The sequence below is a fragment of the Bacillus sp. FSL K6-1005 genome (genome assembly GCF_038000225.1).
Taxonomy (GTDB): Bacteria; Bacillota; Bacilli; order Bacillales; family Bacillaceae; genus Bacillus; species Bacillus mojavensis.
In genome coordinates, this window is the sequence record NZ_JBBOBP010000001.1 from 2,514,865 (window position 1) to 2,532,500 (window position 17,636).

The window sequence follows — 17,636 nt, forward strand, 5'->3', positions numbered from 1 at the left end:
AATAACAAAACACAATTCTATAAAAAAACCCGCCCATACACATGGGCGGGTTTTTCACTATTTTAAATCTCGGTAATTTTGCTGACGCAGCGCCTCATACACTAGAATCGCTGCGGTATTGGACAGATTTAGCGATCTGACATGCTCTGTCATCGGAAGACGCAGGCATCGGTCCATATTATTTTGAATTAATTCCTTTGGCAAACCGCTTGTTTCTCTTCCGAACACAAAGAAATAATCCTCGTTAATATCCGTGTAGTCAAAAGATGTATGCGGCTTTTGACCGAATTTCGTGATGAAGAAAAACTGCCCTTTTTTATATGCCTCAAATAATTCTTCTAACGAGTCATGATACACTACGTTTACAAACTCCCAATAATCAAGTCCGGCGCGCTTCAGCATTTTATCATCAGTTGAAAAGCCGAGCGGACGAATCAGATGGAGCGTTGTATCTGTTGCTGCGCAAGTACGTGCGATATTCCCTGTATTAGCAGGAATTTCTGGTTGATATAAAACGACATGTAATGCCACTGTGTTCACCTCTAATTTTTCTTATCCGCTCATCATTATATCATTAATTACTCTTTTGTCGTATCATCAACGATATGAAAAAAGGCATATCGGATAGACGGTGTGTATGCTGTTGAATCTTCGTAAGACCAATACCTCATCCGGCTGTCATAGGACTGGGCGTTGACAAGCGGCATATTGCCTTTATCCTTCGCCACCACAATCGTTGTGTGATTAAACCGGCCATCTCCTTCAAAATCATAGCAAATCACATCACCCGGCACCAGCTCTTCCGCTGATTTTACACGCACCGCCCGAAGGCCAGCCTTTGAATTCGTCAAATACATTTTCATCGAGTGAGCCACCGTCCAGCTATAGCTCCAAGAACTTTGTTTCATCCACCAGCCAGACCCTCTGTTTGGGTGGCCTCGCATTGGTGCTCCCCCTGCATGAAGACACTGAGAAATAAAATTCGTACAATTATCGCTGAAATTTTTATAAGCCGGATTACGCTTGTTCCAATATTTTTCGGCATATTGTACCGCTCCGAGCCGGTCATATTGAAAAGCTCGGCCAAACGCCTCCCTTTCTTCCTGGGAATAGTCAATAATGCTTTGGCCTTCACTAAATCCCGCCGGTTTTTTTTTCACTTCCTGATCCTTAATCAGAATTTGATCATAAAGAAAAGCGACTCTTTCTTCTATATGCTCTTCCATATACAGAGTTTCGTCCTGCTCCTTGTATAAATATTCGAAGTGTATGATATACCTGATGCAGGTGGTTCCGTCATCCTCAACCTGCACATTGTCAATGACAGCTTTTGCTTTCGCTTTAATCATCTCAATCTTACGTTTTTCCAGAAGCTTCTTCTTACGTTCCATGACTTCCAGGTCTCCGACTTGAGGCTCCTGTCTCAGATCATGCCCGTTCACCAGATAGCTAAGACGCTCCTCCGCTAGTTGTTCTAATATGTGCTTCAAGTTCACCCCACCCGACATACTTTTTTATAGAAAAAAACACTTGGCTGCATCTCAAGTGTTTTTTCCTTCTGCTCTATACGTATGTCAGGACAAGACTTATTTAGTCATGCCGGCTTTTAGCAATTCAATTCCTTTTTCAATTTCCTGCTTTGCCTCTTCATCATTTTCTTTTTCCAGTGCTTTTTCAAGCTCCTCCGCGTATGTGTTGTCTCCGATTTTCCCGATCGCCCAGGCAGCCGTTCCCCTGATGACCGGGCGCGGATCTTTATGCATAAGCTCCGTCAGTTCAGACAGTGCGGAGGTGTCTTTAAAGTGGGCAAGCGCCAGAATCGCATTCCGTTGAATCGGTTTTTTTCCGCGCCACGAGCCTGAAACATGTCCGAATTTCTCTTTAAATTCACGGTTGCTGATGGTTAAAAGCGGCTTCAATAATGGTTTTGCAATCTCGGGATCCGGTTCCATTTCAGGATGAAGATGAAAATCCTTCCCTTTATTGATTGGACATACCGTTTGGCACGTATCGCATCCATACAGGCGGTTTCCAATTTTCGTGCGGAATTCATCCGGCAAAAATCCTTTTGTCTGGGTCAGAAAAGATATACAGCGCTGAGCGTTAAGCTGCCCAGGGTTCACAAGCGCTCCCGTCGGGCATGCATCTAAACATTTGGTGCATGATCCGCACATATCCTCAATCGGCACATCCGGCTCAAAAGGTATATTTGTAATCATTTCCGCCAAATACACATAAGACCCGTACTCCGGCGTTGTAATCATACAGTTTTTGGCGCTGAACCCAATTCCGGCCCGTTCCGCCACTGCCCGATCAGACAATTCACCCGTATCGACCATTGATTTTGTCCTGATATCCTCATGCTTGCTTCTCAGAAAATCCTCCAGAAGATCGAGCTTCTCCCGCAGGACGTCATGATAATCCTTTCCCCAGGAGGCTCTGCAAAAAATGCCTCTGCGCTCAGTTCGCGTGCTTCTTGGCGCATCCTTCATTCTCGAAGGATAAGCAAGTGCAATGGCCACGATTGATTTCGCTTTCGGCAAAAGCAGCGTTGGCGTCACTCTTTTTTCAATATCAGGCTCTTCAAAACCGGAAAGATATCCGAGTGACTCCTGAAGAATCAAACGGTCTTTTAAACTGTCAAATGTATCAGCGGTCGTAAAACCGATCTTGTCCACGCCAATGCTTTTCGCGTATTCAATTAATTCTTCTTTCAGCTGATAAACGTTCATGTTTTGCACAGCCTCCTTTCTTTGTGATAAAACAATAAGCCGTTGTATAATAGGTTGATATCCCGTAATTGGAGTGAATACATGTGAATATCAAACTTGATCCTGTTATTACTGAACGTGCGGCAGGAATAAATGCAGCCGCTGTGATATATGAAAATATTGAAGTCGGCTCCTCTCCGCAAATGCTGAAAGGCAGACTTCGTTTATTTCAAGAGTCTCTGTTTTTTGACTATGCGGACGGCGGAATATCGGACCAGCCTTTCGTCAAAGAATGGCAGACAATCTTTAAGCAGCTGGACCCTTCATTCGAGGGAGAAAAAACGCCGATGGAGCAAATGCTGATCCCGATATCCAAAGAACAATTCATGGAAAGCGAGGATTCAGCCCATGATACCATACATTTTTTCGCGTTAAAATATTCTCTCCCCATTATGATCTATGATGCCGGCAAGCTTCAGGAGCCAGTCCGGATTTCAATAGGAGAAAAAGATAACATACTGATTTATTCTGATGAAAACGGTGTTTTCGGCGATTTCAAAAACAACGTCAATCAAAAACCCGTCACAGCAGATACAAAAAGCATGCTGCAAATCATCTTTTTCCCGCCATCGATTGAAAAAGAAAACGCCGTTAACCTTTTAACATCATTAACGAAAATGTTTGAACAAATTCACGGCGGCGGCCATACAGTACATTGGCTTACGTAAAAGAACACGAGATTCGTGTTCTTTTTTACATAAAAAAACGCAATACTTCGTTTATCTGAGAAACGAAACACTGCGTTAATAACGTATGTATGGAGCGGGTGATGAGAATCGAACTCACGACATCAGCTTGGAAGGCTGAGGTTTTACCACTAAACTACACCCGCATTTGTGATTGTCGGTGTCAGCACCGCTTTGACTTTTATTATGTTACACGTTTATTAAATTTTCGTCAAGGGAATATAAAAAATTTGTCGAAAAAAATTTTTATTTTTGCAATGTTGTTAAGTTACATTTACATAATGTTAAATAAACTATACAATGGAAGAAAGTGAGAATATGAAGGTGGCATACGTCATGATGAAAAATAAAGTGAAAGAGCTCAGAGCGCGCTTCAGCTATTCTCAGGAAAAACTCGGAGAAACGGTCGGCGTTACGAGACAAACGGTAGCAGCAATTGAAAAAGGAGACTATGTTCCCTCACTGTTATTAGCATTAAAAATCTGCAAAGCCTTCTCCATGCAAATGGAGGATGTCTTTTGGCTAGAGGAGGAAGACTAATATGGGCATGAAAACAAAAGCAGCATTTCACCTCGTTTTGTTCGGCCTTGCATGCTGGACACTGGTTGCATACTTTAAAGCTTCAGAAGGCATTGGAGCCTTTTTCAGCACAAAGAACGGCCAGATGATGTTTGAAATAAACATCACCCCGTTTATTCTTTTTATTGCGGCAGCTGCGGTTTATATGTATTTACAAAAGAAAAGCAGGCCTGCGTCAAAAAATCTCCTGCTGCCAGATGAATTTGAGGAACAGGATGAAAGAGAGCAGATGATGACGGCAAAAGCCTGCCGTGCGTCATATATCGCCGTCTACTTTTCACTGCCTGCCGCCGCTGTCCTGCTCATTTTTTATCCGCTGTTTCAGTCACACATTCCCTTTTTCCCTATTATTGTCGTATTTATCATCATGATCATCCAGCACCTATCCTACGTCATTTCCTTCAAGAAAAATGAAAAGAACTCCGGCGCGATGTAATCGTCCGGAGTTTTTTCTTACCAGCTTGCTTTTTTCACACCGGGAATGTGGCCTTTATGCGCCAGCTCCCTAAAAGCAATTCTGGACATTTTAAATTTTCTCATATATCCTCTCGGGCGGCCCGTTACCATACAGCGGTTATGGAGTCTTCCAGGTGCTGAATCTCTCGGCAGCTGACTGAGGGCTTCGTAATCTCCTTTTGCCTTTAACTCTTGTCTAATAGCTACATATTGTTCAACAAGCTTCTGGCGTTTCAATTCTTTTGCCACTTTTGATTTCTTAGCCAAGAAAAAACCTCCTTTAAATCGTAATGTTTACGATTTAAAATGTATCATGTTGTATTCTAAAATGCAAGCACATCGCTCGGTAAAACAGACGGTCTAAGCCGTCGATTCTATTTATGCAATTCAACATAATAAAGCAGAGCATCTTTATGTTTGATCAGTTCATTTTTGTTTTCAGAGGTTTTCATTGTACCGTTAGAATCTTTTATACTGCTGCCGATCAATACAGGTTTTCCGAAAGAAATCGGCTCCGCTGATGATATATTCTGAGTCATTTCCTGTATACTGCTGACGTCACGCTGAAACGATGAAGCAGCCGTGCTGCTCCCTTGTTCATCAACAATGCCAAAGTGAATGGTACTCATTTTTTTCTTCTCTTCCTCATTCTCAAAATAAACAAATTGTAATGTATCGGGATTTTCTTCCGTGTAATCAGCAGTTACCGGACCTATCGTTTCAACAAGCTTTCCGTTTTGGTAATGTTCAATGTACATGTCAGCCTCAGAAATGCTTTCGTTGATATTAGTCACTTCCGCAGCGAAGGAATGTGGAGCCGCAATCTTCATTCTGTTTTTTTCAATATCTGAAACATCTGCCTCTTTGATTTCCATGTGCTTCGTATTTCCGCATGCAGACAGCATAACCATCAGAGAAAAGGCACTAATAAGTATTCTCATAAAAACAGCCTCCTTTTTTGATTATCATACCATGCTCGGAGGCTGTGTTTTCGCTTAAACTGAAGCTTGATTCTCTTTGACAAAATAAGTGTTTCCGACGGCTTCTCCTCTTTTTTTCTGAAGCTTCCTTGTCCGCTCATTTTCAAACGGCAAAAGCGGAAAGACAAGCTCTGCAAAATAGTACGCTTCTTCTAAATGAGGGTAGCCGGAAAAAATAAATGATTCAATGCCAAGGGCCTGGTACTCCGCTATACGGTTGGCAATGGTCTGCGGATCTCCGACAAGAGCCGTGCCTGCCCCTCCTCTGACCAGGCCGATACCCGCCCACAGATTCGGGCTGATTTCAAGCTTTGTCCGATCGCCTCGATGAAGCTCCGCCATCCGCCTTTGACCCGAAGAATCAGCACGGCGCAAAGCGTCCTGTGCTTTGGCAATCGTGTCATCATCCAAATGGCTGATTAAACGCTCAGCCGCTTCCCACGCCTCATGTTCTGTTTCACGTGCGATCACATGCAGCCTGATGCCGAACCGCACAGTTCTTCCCTCTTTTTCCGCTTGCTTTTTGACTCTCTCAATCTTTTCTTTTACCTGCTCAGGAGGCTCACCCCACGTTAAATACACATCTGTATGCTTTGCCGCGACTTCAATTCCAGCCTGTGAGGATCCGCCGAAATAGATAGGCGGGTGCGGTGCTTGCCGCGGCGGGAATAGCAGATTGCTGTTTTCCACTTTTATATGTTTTCCTTCAAAGGTAACCGTTTCTCCGCGCAAAAGCCCCCGCCAAACAGTTAAAAATTCGTCCGTTGCTTCATAGCGCTCATCATGACTGATAAACAGTCCGTCCCCGGCTAGCTCGTACGGATCGCCCCCTGCCACAACATTAATCAAGAGCCGTCCATCTGAAATGTGATCTAAGGTAGAGGTCATTCTGGCTGCAAGAGAAGGCTGCATTAACCCGGGCCGTACCGCGACTAAAAACTTTAAGTCTTTTGTTTCTCCCGCTAACGCCGAGGCGGTGAGCCAAGGGTCCTCGCACGATCTTCCCGTCGGCAGTAGGACTCCTGTATACCCTAGCCTGTCAGCGGCCTGCGCCACTTGTTTAAAGTATTCATGATCCGCCGTCCGTCCATCGCTTTCCGACCCTAAATACCTTGCGTCTCCATGCGTCGGAATAAACCAAAGAATGTCCATATCACTCTCTCCTTTTTCATCTATTTTCCCTCGTAACTGTTTCTCCACTTTAATAGCTTTCGTTCTAGCAGCCTGACAAAAGAATCCGTCAGCTTTCCAACCACCGCAAAAATGATAATCCCGGCAAACACTTTATTCGTTTGTGAGAATTGTCTGGCATCCATGATCATGTAACCGACCCCAGAACTCGAACCCATCAGCTCCGCTACAACAAGCCCAAGCCATGCAATACCTAGCGATAAACGAATGCCGAGCAATATATTGGGCAGGGATGCCGGCACAATCACTTTTGTCATCTGCTGGTGCCATTTAAATTCAAGCACCCGGGCAACTTCGAACAGCTTAGCGTCAACTCCGCGAATGCCGTTAAATGTATTGATATACACAGGGAAGAAAGCGCCGAGCGCAATCAGCAAAATTTTAGATATTTCATCAAAACCGAACCATAAAATAAACAGCGGCGTGACAGCCAAATGCGGAACGGTTCTGAGCATTTGCAATGATGGGTCAAGATACAATTCCGTCCGTTTAGAGAATCCGGCCAAAATACCAATCAAAAGTCCAAGCCCCGCACCAAGTACAAAACCAAGCGCTGCGCGGTATATACTGATTTGCAGATGACCAAAGAGCTCGCCTGTCAAAATGAGTTCTTTATACGTCAGCAAGATCGCAACAGGAGTAGGGAGCACTGTCGCCGACACGATGCCAAGACTGCCGATCACCTGCCAGATGGCTATGAGCACAGCAGGCAGCAGAAGCCCCTTTGCCCACCCGTATTTGATTCTATGGGGCTTTCTTTGTATCGCTTCAGCATTTGCTTTCGGCAGTGAACCTGCAGCCTCTGCTTTCATGATGGATCACCTCCAGAGACGTTTTCCTTTAACGCTTTTTTGATAAATGAATTATCAACAACTTCTCTCACATCAATTTTCTTATCTATCGCTTTTGTTTTAAATTGAAAATCCGCTGTCTCCTGCTGCGCTTTTATAATGTCTTCACGAATAACCTCATTCAGAGGCTCCGTATTTTTCAGCACATTTTCTACGATCTTTTTATCGAGATCTTTTATTTTTGCATACAAGTCAGCCGCTTCATCCGGATGTTCCTTTTGCCATACAACCGCCTGGTTAAAAACCTTCAGAAAACGGACCACTTCGTCTGGATGTTCCTTAGAGAATGTTGTTCTCACTAATGTAAACCCTGGTGAATATAAATCGGTGCTTTCACCATTCACAAGAAGTTTTGCTCCGTGTTTGATTGTTTCTAAGGATAGGTACGGCTCCCAGATGGACCAAGCGTCAACCGATCCGTTTTCAAACGCAGAAGCCGCTTCATCAGGCTGCAGCTGAATAATCGTCACGTCATCAGCTGACAAACCTGATTGATCAAGCGCTTTATACAAAAAGTCAAAGCCGCTGCTGCCTTTCGCTACAGCAATTTTCTTTCCTTTTAAATCTTTGACCTCCTTAATCTCGCTGTCTGGATTCACAAGTATGCCGTTCGCCTTTAATCCATCCTGAGACAAGCCGATTTCTTTAAAATCAATGCCTGCCGCTTGCCCAGCGATTACTGGTGAATTGCCAACTTGAGAAAAGTCAAGTTTATCTGCTGCAAGCCCTTCAAATTGTGGCGGCCCGCTTTGAAACTCCACCCATTTCACCTTGATGCCTTCTTTTTCAAAAGCCTCTTCAAACCAGCCTTTTTCCTTGGCAATTAAAAGCGGGCTTAAGCTTTGCTGTATTCCGATCCGAATTTCTTTCAATGGTTTTTTGTCACCGCTGGCTCCATTTGCTCCGCATCCTGCCAGCAGAAAAAAAATAGATGCCAATACAATGATTCCTTGTTTCATCTCTGCTTCAGCCCCTTCTATATCCCTGATCCTTCTGCATACTCAACGTCTTCTGTATTTTCGAATTCCGACAGCACCTTCTGTCTGATCGCTTGGAAATCAGGCGTCGTCCTGTTTCGGGGATAAGCCAGATGAATTGGCATCAGCTTATGAATTTTTCCCGGTTTGGCTTTTAGGATCGCAATCTCATTCCCTAAATAAACAGCTTCATCTATATCATGAGTGACGAGTATCATCGTTGTTTTTTTCCTCCGCCATATATCCAGCAGCACGTCTTGAAGGTGTTTTCGAGTAAACGCGTCTAACGCACCGAACGGTTCATCCAAAAGCAGCACCTCCGGCTCCCGCAGAAGAGCTCGTGCGATGGCCACTCTTTGAGACATACCGCCCGACAGCTCACGCGGATATGCTTTCTCTGATCCTTTTAATCTGACAATCTCGATCAGTTCATCTACCTTTTGTTTGACTTTTGGATCTTTCAAATTCAAATCGGCGGCAATATTCTGCTCAACCGTCAGCCAAGGAAAGAGACGGTGTTCCTGAAAAATAAATCCTTGCTGAATACCTGGTGCAGTCACATGCCGTCCGTTAATTTCGATACGCCCCCTAAAATCAGAATCAAGTCCTGCAATTATCTTTAAAAGTGTGCTTTTTCCGCATCCGCTCGGTCCGATGAGCGTTAAAAACTCACCCGGTGCAATTGATAATTGGATATTCTCCAAGACCGCAGTTTTGCGGCCTTCTTGAGCAAATGCTTTTTCCTTGATACTGATGGTCACAGCCACTTTTATCCCTCTCCTTCTGCCAACCCCGCCTTCTAAAAAAACAAAAAGGCCCCCATCTCTGTTTTTTGTAGAGATGAGAGCCTTCGGCGGTCCGATCAGCTGCCCAATTGTTTTTTGTTTGAATATCATGTTAATTCAAATTATTCCGATATGTCAACTCTTTTTTATTCTACATTTTTTGTATTAATGTTTATCACTTACTTTTCATATTCGCAAATAGCGCTTTTTTCTTTGAACCCTCGATCATCTCTATTTAGCTGTTCTGCATAGGGTTTTCTGCTTTATTTAATAGTTTTTATCGTATTATAGAAATGATTATTTTATAATAATTATAAAATAATATTGACTTTTTACTTAGAGATGATATTATGTTCTTATCAATTCCAAGAGGTGATGACATGAGTTCAAATAAACTGACAACTAGCTGGGGCGCTCCAGTTGGAGATAATCAAAATTCAATGACTGCCGGTTCTCGCGGACCAACTTTAATCCAAGATGTACACTTACTCGAAAAATTGGCCCATTTTAACAGAGAACGTGTTCCTGAGCGTGTCGTTCACGCTAAAGGTGCAGGCGCACACGGTTATTTTGAAGTGACAAACGATGTAACAAAATATACAAAAGCTGCTTTCTTATCAGAAGTCGGCAAACGCACACCTTTGTTCATCCGTTTCTCAACAGTTGCCGGTGAACTTGGCTCTGCTGACACCGTTCGCGACCCGCGCGGATTTGCTGTTAAGTTTTATACGGAAGAAGGAAACTATGACATCGTCGGTAACAATACGCCGGTATTCTTCATCCGCGATGCGATTAAGTTCCCTGATTTTATTCATACACAAAAAAGAGATCCAAAAACACACTTGAAAAATCCTACAGCTGTATGGGATTTCTGGTCACTTTCACCGGAATCTTTACACCAAGTGACGATCCTGATGTCTGACCGCGGAATTCCTGCTACACTTCGCCACATGCACGGTTTTGGAAGCCATACATTCAAATGGACAAATGCCGAAGGCGAAGGCGTATGGATCAAGTACCACTTTAAAACAGAACAAGGTGTGAAGAACCTTGATGTGAAGACAGCAGCAAAAATTGCCGGTGAAAACCCGGATTATCATACAGAAGATCTGTTCAATGCAATCGAAAACGGCGATTTCCCTGCATGGAAATTATATGTGCAAATCATGCCTTTAGAAGACGCAAATACGTATCGCTTCGATCCGTTTGATGTCACAAAAGTATGGTCTCAAAAAGACTATCCGCTCATTGAAGTCGGCCGCATGGTTCTTGACAGAAATCCGGAAAACTACTTTGCTGAAGTAGAACAAGCAACATTCTCACCTGGAACACTGGTCCCCGGTATTGATGTATCACCGGATAAAATGCTTCAAGGGCGTCTGTTTGCGTATCATGATGCGCATCGCTACCGTGTCGGAGCAAACCACCAGGCCCTGCCGATCAATCGCGCACGCAACGAAGTAAGAAACTATCAGCGTGACGGACAAATGCGCTTTGACAATAACGGCGGCGGCTCAGTCTACTACGAGCCAAACAGCTTCGGCGGACCGACTGAGTCACCTGAGGATAAACAAGCGGCTTATCCAGTACAAGGAATGGCTGACAGCGTAAGCTACGATCACAATGATCACTACACACAAGCCGGCGATCTCTACCGTTTAATGAGCGAAGAGGAACGCACCCGCCTTGTAGAAAATATCGTAAATGCAATGAAACCGGTAGAAAAAGAAGAAATCAAACTCCGCCAAATCGAGCACTTTTATAAAGCTGATCCTGAATACGGAAAACGTGTGGCAGAAGGCTTAGGTTTGCCGATTAAAAAAGAAGTTTAATCGCATAGAAAAAACCCGCTGTTTATTCAGCGGGTTTTTTACATAGATTCACGGACTGCCGTATGCTTCTCGTCAATCTTCATATAAATTTTCTCCATTAACTCTTCATTATTCATTATCTCCCGCTTGTTCTGTTCAATAAGAAGCTCCAGCGGCAGCATCTGATTGCCATATGTTTTTCGTTTTCTGAAGTGTCTTCTCCCTTTCTCTTTTTTGGTTCCCATCATTTCTCCCTCCTTTAAAAATAAAAAAGGCCCTTATCTCAAAAGATAAGAGCCTTCGGTGATCCGATCAGCAAATGGTGGAAATGTATATTAGCTATATTAAAACGTATTCAATTTGGCCTGTCAATCGCTTTCTATACTGTTACTTATAAAGTTTGCTGCCTTGTTTTACAAATTCCTCAGCTTTTTCTTTCATACCCTCTTGAATGGCATCCCACTCATTGAGCTCTTTGTCTTTGGCATAATCACGGATATCCTGAGAAATTCTCATGCTGCAAAATTTCGGCCCGCACATCGAACAGAAATGAGCCGTTTTCGCCCCTTCGGCAGGCAGTGTCTCATCATGATATTCAAGCGCTCTTTCCGGATCAAGCGACAGGTTAAATTGGTCGCGCCAGCGGAATTCAAAGCGGGCTTTTGATAAAGCGTCATCTCGTATTTGCGCGCCCGGATGCCCTTTTGCAAGATCAGCCGCATGCGCCGCAATTTTGTATGTAATAACCCCTTCCCGCACATCTTCACGGTTTGGCAGCCCTAGATGCTCCTTCGGCGTTACATAACAAAGCATGGCCGTTCCATACCAGCCAATCATCGCCGCTCCGATCGCTGATGTAATATGGTCGTAGCCCGGTGCAATATCCGTCGTCAGCGGTCCTAGCGTGTAAAAAGGCGCTTCTTTACAGATTTCCATTTGTTTATCGACGTTCTCCTTGATTTTATGCATCGGCACATGACCAGGCCCCTCAATCATCACCTGAACATCATGCTTCCAGGCAATTTGCGTGAGTTCTCCGAGCGTCTCTAATTCAGCAAACTGCGCTTCGTCATTGGCATCGGCAATTGACCCTGGGCGAAGCCCGTCTCCAAGAGAAAAGGCAATATCATACGTTTTCATAATTTCACAGATTTCTTCAAAATGAGTATACAGAAAGCTTTCCTGATGATGAGCCAGACACCACTGTGCCATAATCGCTCCTCCGCGTGACACAATTCCCGTTGTCCGTTTAGCAGTTAACGGTACATATCGCAGCAAAACACCCGCATGAATCGTGAAATAATCCACACCCTGTTCAGCCTGCTCAATCAGCGTGTCACGGTAGATTTCCCACGTTAAATCCTCCGCTACACCGTTTACTTTTTCAAGCGCCTGATAGATCGGCACGGTGCCAACCGGAACCGGGCAATTTCTGATAATCCATTCACGCGTCGTATGAATGTCTTTCCCCGTGGAAAGATCCATCATCGTATCTGCTCCCCAGCGAATCGCCCACGTCATTTTTTCCACTTCTTCTTCAATCGAAGACGTAACCGCTGAATTTCCGATATTCGCGTTAATTTTCACATGAAAATTCCGGCCGATAATCATTGGTTCACTTTCTGGATGATTAATATTTGCTGGAATGATCGCCCTGCCGCTGGCTACCTCATCTCTCACAAATTCGGGAGACACATGCTCACGAATTGCGATAAACTCCATCTCAGGTGTAATAATTCCTTTTTTGGCATAATGCATTTGAGTGACATTTTGGCCCGCTTTCGCCCGCAGCGGTTTCCGCTTTAACCCGGGATAGCTTACATTAGGGTTAGCCTTTTTATAGCCGTTGTCTTCTGGCTTCACAGCACGTCCATCGTATTCTTCAACATCGCCGCGCCCAGTGATCCACTTGTGACGGAGCGGTTTTAAACCTTCTTGAATATTAATCTTCACATCGGGGTCCGTATAAGGTCCGCTTGTATCATAGACACGAACCGGTGCGTTTTCCTCTTCGCCGAATGATCCTGTCGTCGGACTAAGTTCAATTTCTCTCATCGGCACTTGAATATCCGGCGATGCACCCTCTACATATACTTTTTTACTCCCCGAAAAACTCGACATAATGGAAATGTTGGCTTGCTGCACTGAATGATTTTGCATTACTTATCCTTCCCCTCTCTTTGTTTGAAAGGACAAAATCAAGCCCATAACCAGCACAAAAAACCGGATTCAGTTGAATGAACCCGGTTACAGTCAGAAAGAAACATATTATTGCACAGTATACGGCAACAATAAAAACAATTCCTCTACTTCCCCACGCTGGTACGAACCAGATCAGGTCCAAAGGGTTAAGAAGCATATCTTCTCTCTCAGCCCGCTAGCGGGCACCCCTAGTAACTATTAATTTCCCACTCATCTTATCATAAAAACAAACTGAAAAAAAGAGGAATGTATAAAATATTCAGCATATTCAAGACAAATATGTAATTGGCAATGCTGTTTCAGAGACACCATTTTCATGAAGCAACACCTCATACGCATTTGCATGAAATCTTGAACTTACAGCCTGAAAAAACTGATCATCAATAAAGTGAAGAGCTGCTCCATCATCCGCCGCATAACCGTTGCTCAACGCTTTCTCTAATATCAGGCGATGATATGAAGGTCTCCGATCCTTCTCCCCATCATAATGAGGACAAAAACTGCCTTGCAAAAAACCTAAGCTTTTCAAGCCGGTCAGCGGTCCGGCAGAATCCGTCACTCCTTCTTCAAACCAGCAGATCGCACCGGCACTTAGTCCCGCCAAAATAGTGCCGTTCTCCCAGGCTTCTCTTAATATATGATCCAGTCCCCACTCCTTCCACAGCACAAGCAAATTTCTTGTATTTCCTCCACCGACATAAATCACATCTTTCTCCAAGATAAAGGAGGCTAAATCTGTTGTCGGCGGCTTAAACAAAGACAAATGAGACGGGTCACAATCAAGCTGTTGAAAAGCATGATAAAACCGCTGGACATAATTCTCTGCATCCCCGCTTGCCGTTGGCAGAAAACAAATGCGAGGTGAGGGCTGCTTTGACTGATTAATGATAAATTGATCAAGAACCAGATGATCTGGTTCCATTGAAAAACCCCCGCCGCCCATCGCAATAATTTGTTTCATCATCCGACTCCCCCAATAAAATATTTTATCCATTATAGCACTTTCGCATAAAAGCATGAGACAAGGCAAAAATACCTTTGAACCAGGAGGTGACCGAAAAAATGGAACAAGACCGTTTGGCAAACCACGAAACAGTTGATTTACACGAGATCCTCAACTTCAAAACCGTATGTTTACTTAAATCAAAAATGATGCAGGGGCTGGTGTTCGATCAGGAACTGAGAGCCCTTATGGAGAAGGATGTACAGCAGTCTGTACGGGACGTAACTGAACTTCAGAGCCTCTATCAAAAGGCTCCGACAATAACAGGAGGTGACGATCATTGAACGATTTCTTAGACCCGAAAAACGCAAAAGGCATGCCTGACCTTGCTGATTCGGCACTCGCCCTTGATTTCTTAATTTCCGTAAAAACCGGTATCAAAAATTATGCTGTCGCCATCACGGAAACCGCAAGCCCAGAACTCAGAACAGCATTGCGCAATCAATTGGACGCCGCTATTTACCTGCACGGCGAACTATCACAGCTCATGATGGAAAAAGGCTGGCTTTTCCCTTCTGACTTGGACAAACAATTTCAAATCGATATGAAATCAGCACAAACAGCCATTGATATCGCCGGGCTAAAACTTTTCCCTGATAACACGAATCGTCTCGGAACATTCGCAACACCCGATCACTAAATAATAAGGAGACATCATGAATGAAAGCTGTTACGTATCAAGGCATTAAAGACGTCCGCGTCAAAGAGGTAAAAGCGCCAGAAATCAAAAAACCTGATGATATCATCGTCAAACTGACAACCACAGCAATCTGCGGCTCTGACTTACACCTAATTCATGGCATGGTTCCCAATTTCCCTGAAGATTATATCATCGGCCATGAACCAATGGGCATTGTGGAAGAAACAGGCCCCGACGTTCACAAGGTCAAAAAAGGCGATCGTGTCATCATACCGTTTAACGTCAGCTGCGGCGAATGTTTCTTTTGCAAAAACCAGCTTGAAAGCCAATGTGACAATTCAAACGCAAACGGCGAAATCGGCGCTTATTTTGGCTATTCAGAATCAGCAGGCGGCTATCCCGGAGGCCAGGCTGAATACATGCGTGTCCCCTATGCTAACTTCACTCCCTTTAAACTGCCTGATGACTGTGAAATAGAAGATGAGAAATTAGTATTGCTTTCAGACGCTATGTCGACTGCCTATTGGAGCGTTGACAACGCAGGAGTAAAAGAGGGAGATACCGTCATTATTCTCGGCTGCGGTCCAGTCGGGCTGCTCGCGCAAAAATTCGCATGGATGAAAGGCGCCAAAAGAGTCATTGCAGTGGATTATGTAGACTACCGCCTTCAGCACGCCAAAAAAACAAACAATGTAGAAACCGTTAATTTCGAACACTTAGAAAACGCCGGATTATATTTGAAAGAACTCACACAGGGCGGTGCAGATGTCGTCATCGACTGCGTGGGAATGGACGGCAAAATGTCCCCTCTTGAATTTCTCGCCACCGGTGTTAAAATGCACGGCGGAGCCATGGGTGCATTAGTAACGGCGGCACAGGCTGTCAGAAAATGCGGCACAATTCAAGTGACAGGTGTGTATGGAATGAGATACAATGCGTTTCCATTCGGAGACATCTTCCAAAGGAATGTAAATATCAGAACCGGGCAAGCCCCTGTCATTCATTATATGCCGTACCTGTATGATTTGATTGCTACAGGTAAAGTAGATCCGGGCGACATCATCACACATGTTCTGCCGTTAGATCAAGCAAAGCACGGATATGAGGTGTTTGATACGAAAACAGACGGAGCTATCAAAGTGCTTCTGAAACCATAAAAAAAGACGGTCTCTCATTTTGAGAAACCGCCTTTTTATTTTATTGCTCCACTCTTCTTAATGCTTCGTTTACTGTTTCTTTTATAAACGCATCTTCCCCGGTCAAACTGTCTAATCTGAGTTCGCCGCTTCTCAGTCTTTCTGAAAGATTGTTAATGTCCTCCTCGACTGTGATTTGCAGCTCACCAGCTAAAAACATTCTATGTAATTCATCAGCGACCATCGTTTCTTTATTCATTCATGTCTCCTCCTTTACTCAAGCATCAATTTTAGTCTGTCCCTCAGATAAACGATTATAGGAAAAAAGGTTCATTTATTTCAAAATAAATGAACCTTTTTTCCTTCTTCCCACGTATAACTGTTGAGAAAAAGAAAAAGGGGAAGATCAACATGTCATTTTTCAAGAAACTTGCAGCAAGTGCCGGCATCGGCGCAGCAAAAGTCGATACCATTTTGGAGAAAGATGCGTATTGTCCAGGAGAAGAAGTCCGCGGAACTGTACATGTAAAAGGCGGAAAAATCGCCCAGGATATCCGTTACATTGACTTACAGCTCAATACAAAATATGTCATTGTAAAAGACGATGAAGAGCACCGGAAATACGCAACTATTCATTCTGTTCGGGTAACTGGTTCATTCACCATTCAGCCTGGAGAAGAACATCAATTTCCGTTCTCCTTCATCCTGCCTCTTGATACACCGATTACTGTAGGAAAGGTAGAAGTCGCAGTAGTGACAGACCTTGATATTCAAGGCGGTATTGATAAATCAGATCACGATCGTATCTTCGTAGAAGCACATCCTTGGGTTGAAAATGTGTTAGATGCAATTGAAAACCTTGGCTTCCGTCTTAATGAAGCAGACTGTGAACAGGCATCTTATTTCCAGCGCCGCCTACCTTTCGTTCAAGAATTTGAGTTTGTTCCAACATCAGGCTATTACCGTCAGATGCTTGATGAATTAGAGCTTATTTTTCTTTTAGAGGAAGACGGTTTAGAAATTATTTTCGAAGTCGATCGCCGGGCAAGAGGCCTGCGAGGATGGCTAGAAGAGATGTATAATGACGGAGAGCAGCTCGTACGTGTCCATTTCAGACAATCAGAGCTTGATGATATCGAACAACTTGAAGAGGTATTAGAAGAGATCATCGACCAATATGCTGAGTAAATAACAAGAAGGAGCCTATAATAAACATAGGCTCCTTTTTTTAATAAAAACAAAACCCTGTTTCTTACTTATGTAAGAAACAGGGTTCTATTGGATACCGGTGGTCGGGGTCGAACCGACACTCCAGAAGGAACACGATTTTGAGTCGTGCGCGTCTGCCAATTCCGCCACACCGGCAAGTTTTACGTCGTATCTAACCGACGAATATAAATATATCATGGATATGATAAAGTGTCAATGAATTTTAAAAAAGTTTTTTTGGAAATATAATAATAAGTAGCTAAAGCAATTTTCTATGAAATGCAGCCCAATGCTTACATCGACATATTCATACAATAAAAAAATGATCTACACAAGTAGATCATTGATATGATTAGCTT

Annotated in this window: 21 protein-coding genes, 2 tRNA genes and 1 riboswitch; of the genes, 8 read left to right on the forward strand and 15 right to left on the reverse strand. The window is 43.7% G+C overall.

The features are described 5' to 3' along the window. Positions 1-57: 57 nt before the first annotated feature. The 3 genes from trmL to queG all read right to left on the reverse strand — a co-directional run bounded on the left by trmL (position 58) and on the right by queG (position 2,732). Positions 58-540, reverse strand: coding sequence for a tRNA (uridine(34)/cytosine(34)/5-carboxymethylaminomethyluridine(34)-2'-O)-methyltransferase TrmL (gene trmL / locus NST16_RS13235; RefSeq protein ID WP_168747270.1), 483 nt, complete (start codon positions 538-540; stop codon positions 58-60). Between the two features lie 38 nt (positions 541-578). Continuing rightward, positions 579-1,508 (reverse strand): amidase domain-containing protein, encoded by a 930-nt coding sequence (locus NST16_RS13240; RefSeq protein ID WP_168747269.1) that lies wholly within the window; start codon positions 1,506-1,508, stop codon positions 579-581. Between the two features lie 78 nt (positions 1,509-1,586). Continuing rightward, a complete protein-coding gene (queG, locus tag NST16_RS13245) occupies positions 1,587-2,732 on the reverse strand; it encodes a tRNA epoxyqueuosine(34) reductase QueG (RefSeq protein WP_029441191.1) in 1,146 nt (381 codons plus the stop codon). Positions 2,733-2,815: 83 nt separating this feature from the next. Between queG and NST16_RS13250 the strand changes: the two genes are divergently transcribed. Continuing rightward, positions 2,816-3,439, forward strand: coding sequence for a hypothetical protein (locus NST16_RS13250; RefSeq protein ID WP_340887159.1), 624 nt, complete (start codon positions 2,816-2,818; stop codon positions 3,437-3,439). A gap of 90 nt (positions 3,440-3,529) precedes the next feature. On the opposite strand, the gene NST16_RS13255 is transcribed toward NST16_RS13250, so the two are convergent. Beyond that, a tRNA-Gly gene (locus tag NST16_RS13255) sits at positions 3,530-3,603 on the reverse strand. 193 nt (positions 3,604-3,796) lie between these two features. Here NST16_RS13255 and NST16_RS13260 point away from each other — a divergent pair. Together NST16_RS13260 and NST16_RS13265 are read left to right on the forward strand one after the other, a co-directional pair. Next, positions 3,797-3,997 carry a helix-turn-helix transcriptional regulator gene (locus tag NST16_RS13260; RefSeq protein WP_168749409.1) on the forward strand — a complete coding sequence of 67 codons (201 nt, stop codon included), beginning with the start codon at positions 3,797-3,799 and terminating at the stop codon, positions 3,995-3,997. 1 nt (position 3,998) lies between these two features. Beyond that, on the forward strand, positions 3,999-4,472 hold the full coding sequence (locus tag NST16_RS13265) for a hypothetical protein (RefSeq protein ID WP_326197353.1): 474 nt from the start codon (positions 3,999-4,001) through the stop codon (positions 4,470-4,472). Positions 4,473-4,489: 17 nt separating this feature from the next. On the opposite strand, the gene rpsN is transcribed toward NST16_RS13265, so the two are convergent. The 6 genes from rpsN to NST16_RS13295 form a co-directional block, all read right to left on the reverse strand. After that, positions 4,490-4,759 (reverse strand): 30S ribosomal protein S14, encoded by a 270-nt coding sequence (gene rpsN, locus NST16_RS13270; RefSeq protein ID WP_340887160.1) that lies wholly within the window; start codon positions 4,757-4,759, stop codon positions 4,490-4,492. 107 nt (positions 4,760-4,866) lie between these two features. Beyond that, positions 4,867-5,397 (reverse strand): hypothetical protein, encoded by a 531-nt coding sequence (locus NST16_RS13275; RefSeq protein ID WP_340888365.1) that lies wholly within the window; start codon positions 5,395-5,397, stop codon positions 4,867-4,869. Positions 5,398-5,487: 90 nt separating this feature from the next. Continuing rightward, positions 5,488-6,624, reverse strand: coding sequence for an FMNH2-dependent alkanesulfonate monooxygenase (ssuD, locus tag NST16_RS13280; RefSeq protein ID WP_340887161.1), 1,137 nt, complete (start codon positions 6,622-6,624; stop codon positions 5,488-5,490). A 20-nt stretch (positions 6,625-6,644) separates the two neighbouring features. Next, entirely contained in the window at positions 6,645-7,478 is an 834-nt protein-coding gene (locus NST16_RS13285) for an ABC transporter permease (RefSeq protein ID WP_340888367.1), read from the reverse strand. Further along, a complete protein-coding gene (locus NST16_RS13290; RefSeq protein WP_340887162.1) occupies positions 7,472-8,473 on the reverse strand; it encodes an aliphatic sulfonate ABC transporter substrate-binding protein in 1,002 nt (333 codons plus the stop codon). Before NST16_RS13290 ends, NST16_RS13285 begins: the two co-directional genes overlap by 7 nt. Positions 8,474-8,490: 17 nt before the next feature. Beyond that, complete coding sequence (locus NST16_RS13295; protein ID WP_340887163.1) at positions 8,491-9,258, reverse strand: ABC transporter ATP-binding protein; 768 nt, start codon at positions 9,256-9,258, stop codon at positions 8,491-8,493. Between the two features lie 398 nt (positions 9,259-9,656). Between NST16_RS13295 and katA the strand changes: the two genes are divergently transcribed. After that, the gene (gene katA / locus NST16_RS13300) at positions 9,657-11,108 is read left to right on the forward strand and encodes a catalase KatA (RefSeq protein WP_010333483.1); all 1,452 of its coding nucleotides are present in this window, start codon (positions 9,657-9,659) and stop codon (positions 11,106-11,108) included. A gap of 38 nt (positions 11,109-11,146) precedes the next feature. Here the strand turns inward: katA and NST16_RS13305 are convergent, their stop codons facing one another. The 3 genes from NST16_RS13305 to NST16_RS13315 form a co-directional block, all read right to left on the reverse strand. Further along, positions 11,147-11,332 carry an FbpB family small basic protein gene (locus NST16_RS13305; RefSeq protein ID WP_010333482.1) on the reverse strand — a complete coding sequence of 62 codons (186 nt, stop codon included), beginning with the start codon at positions 11,330-11,332 and terminating at the stop codon, positions 11,147-11,149. A gap of 142 nt (positions 11,333-11,474) precedes the next feature. Beyond that, entirely contained in the window at positions 11,475-13,247 is a 1,773-nt protein-coding gene (gene thiC, locus NST16_RS13310; RefSeq protein WP_010333481.1) for a phosphomethylpyrimidine synthase ThiC, read from the reverse strand. 134 nt (positions 13,248-13,381) lie between these two features. Beyond that, positions 13,382-13,489, reverse strand: a riboswitch (TPP riboswitch). A 68-nt stretch (positions 13,490-13,557) separates the two neighbouring features. Further along, positions 13,558-14,250 (reverse strand): Type 1 glutamine amidotransferase-like domain-containing protein, encoded by a 693-nt coding sequence (locus NST16_RS13315; RefSeq protein WP_326201423.1) that lies wholly within the window; start codon positions 14,248-14,250, stop codon positions 13,558-13,560. Between the two features lie 101 nt (positions 14,251-14,351). Between NST16_RS13315 and NST16_RS13320 the strand changes: the two genes are divergently transcribed. Genes NST16_RS13320 through NST16_RS13330 form a run of 3 tightly spaced genes read left to right on the forward strand, consistent with a single transcriptional unit; the run spans position 14,352 to position 16,089 of the window. After that, the gene (locus NST16_RS13320) at positions 14,352-14,576 is read left to right on the forward strand and encodes a hypothetical protein (protein ID WP_010333480.1); all 225 of its coding nucleotides are present in this window, start codon (positions 14,352-14,354) and stop codon (positions 14,574-14,576) included. Then, positions 14,573-14,932, forward strand: a complete 360-nt coding sequence (locus NST16_RS13325; protein ID WP_211090770.1) for a spore coat protein — start codon at positions 14,573-14,575, stop codon at positions 14,930-14,932. Before NST16_RS13320 ends, NST16_RS13325 begins: the two co-directional genes overlap by 4 nt. A 20-nt stretch (positions 14,933-14,952) precedes the next feature. Then, entirely contained in the window at positions 14,953-16,089 is a 1,137-nt protein-coding gene (locus NST16_RS13330; RefSeq protein ID WP_340887164.1) for a zinc-dependent alcohol dehydrogenase, read from the forward strand. A gap of 40 nt (positions 16,090-16,129) precedes the next feature. Here NST16_RS13330 and NST16_RS13335 read toward each other — a convergent pair whose 3' ends face one another. After that, the gene (locus NST16_RS13335; protein WP_010333477.1) at positions 16,130-16,327 is read right to left on the reverse strand and encodes a hypothetical protein; all 198 of its coding nucleotides are present in this window, start codon (positions 16,325-16,327) and stop codon (positions 16,130-16,132) included. 152 nt (positions 16,328-16,479) lie between these two features. Here NST16_RS13335 and NST16_RS13340 point away from each other — a divergent pair, with 152 nt between their 5' ends. Then, entirely contained in the window at positions 16,480-17,256 is a 777-nt protein-coding gene (locus tag NST16_RS13340) for a sporulation protein (protein WP_340887165.1), read from the forward strand. A gap of 95 nt (positions 17,257-17,351) precedes the next feature. Here NST16_RS13340 and NST16_RS13345 read toward each other — a convergent pair. After that, a tRNA-Leu gene (locus NST16_RS13345) sits at positions 17,352-17,433 on the reverse strand. Positions 17,434-17,636: the final 203 nt, after the last annotated feature.

Excerpts from the sequence above, each read along its gene's own strand:
- queG (WP_029441191.1), bottom strand. The coding sequence starts at position 2,732 with ATGAACGTTTATCAGCTGAAAGAAGAATTAATTGAATACGCGAAAAGC.
- NST16_RS13275 (WP_340888365.1), bottom strand. The coding sequence starts at position 5,397 with ATGCTGTCTGCATGCGGAAATACGAAGCACATGGAAATCAAAGAGGCA.
- NST16_RS13330 (WP_340887164.1), top strand. The coding sequence starts at position 14,953 with ATGAAAGCTGTTACGTATCAAGGCATTAAAGACGTCCGCGTCAAAGAG.
- NST16_RS13290 (WP_340887162.1), bottom strand. The coding sequence starts at position 8,473 with ATGAAACAAGGAATCATTGTATTGGCATCTATTTTTTTTCTGCTGGCA.
- NST16_RS13335 (WP_010333477.1), bottom strand. The coding sequence starts at position 16,327 with ATGAATAAAGAAACGATGGTCGCTGATGAATTACATAGAATGTTTTTA.
- katA (WP_010333483.1), top strand. The coding sequence starts at position 9,657 with ATGAGTTCAAATAAACTGACAACTAGCTGGGGCGCTCCAGTTGGAGAT.
- NST16_RS13265 (WP_326197353.1), top strand. The coding sequence starts at position 3,999 with ATGGGCATGAAAACAAAAGCAGCATTTCACCTCGTTTTGTTCGGCCTT.
- NST16_RS13340 (WP_340887165.1), top strand. The coding sequence starts at position 16,480 with ATGTCATTTTTCAAGAAACTTGCAGCAAGTGCCGGCATCGGCGCAGCA.
- NST16_RS13240 (WP_168747269.1), bottom strand. The coding sequence starts at position 1,508 with ATGTCGGGTGGGGTGAACTTGAAGCACATATTAGAACAACTAGCGGAG.
- NST16_RS13320 (WP_010333480.1), top strand. The coding sequence starts at position 14,352 with ATGGAACAAGACCGTTTGGCAAACCACGAAACAGTTGATTTACACGAG.
- thiC (WP_010333481.1), bottom strand. The coding sequence starts at position 13,247 with ATGCAAAATCATTCAGTGCAGCAAGCCAACATTTCCATTATGTCGAGT.
- NST16_RS13260 (WP_168749409.1), top strand. The coding sequence starts at position 3,797 with ATGAAAAATAAAGTGAAAGAGCTCAGAGCGCGCTTCAGCTATTCTCAG.
- NST16_RS13305 (WP_010333482.1), bottom strand. The coding sequence starts at position 11,332 with ATGGGAACCAAAAAAGAGAAAGGGAGAAGACACTTCAGAAAACGAAAA.
- NST16_RS13315 (WP_326201423.1), bottom strand. The coding sequence starts at position 14,250 with ATGAAACAAATTATTGCGATGGGCGGCGGGGGTTTTTCAATGGAACCA.
- ssuD (WP_340887161.1), bottom strand. The coding sequence starts at position 6,624 with ATGGACATTCTTTGGTTTATTCCGACGCATGGAGACGCAAGGTATTTA.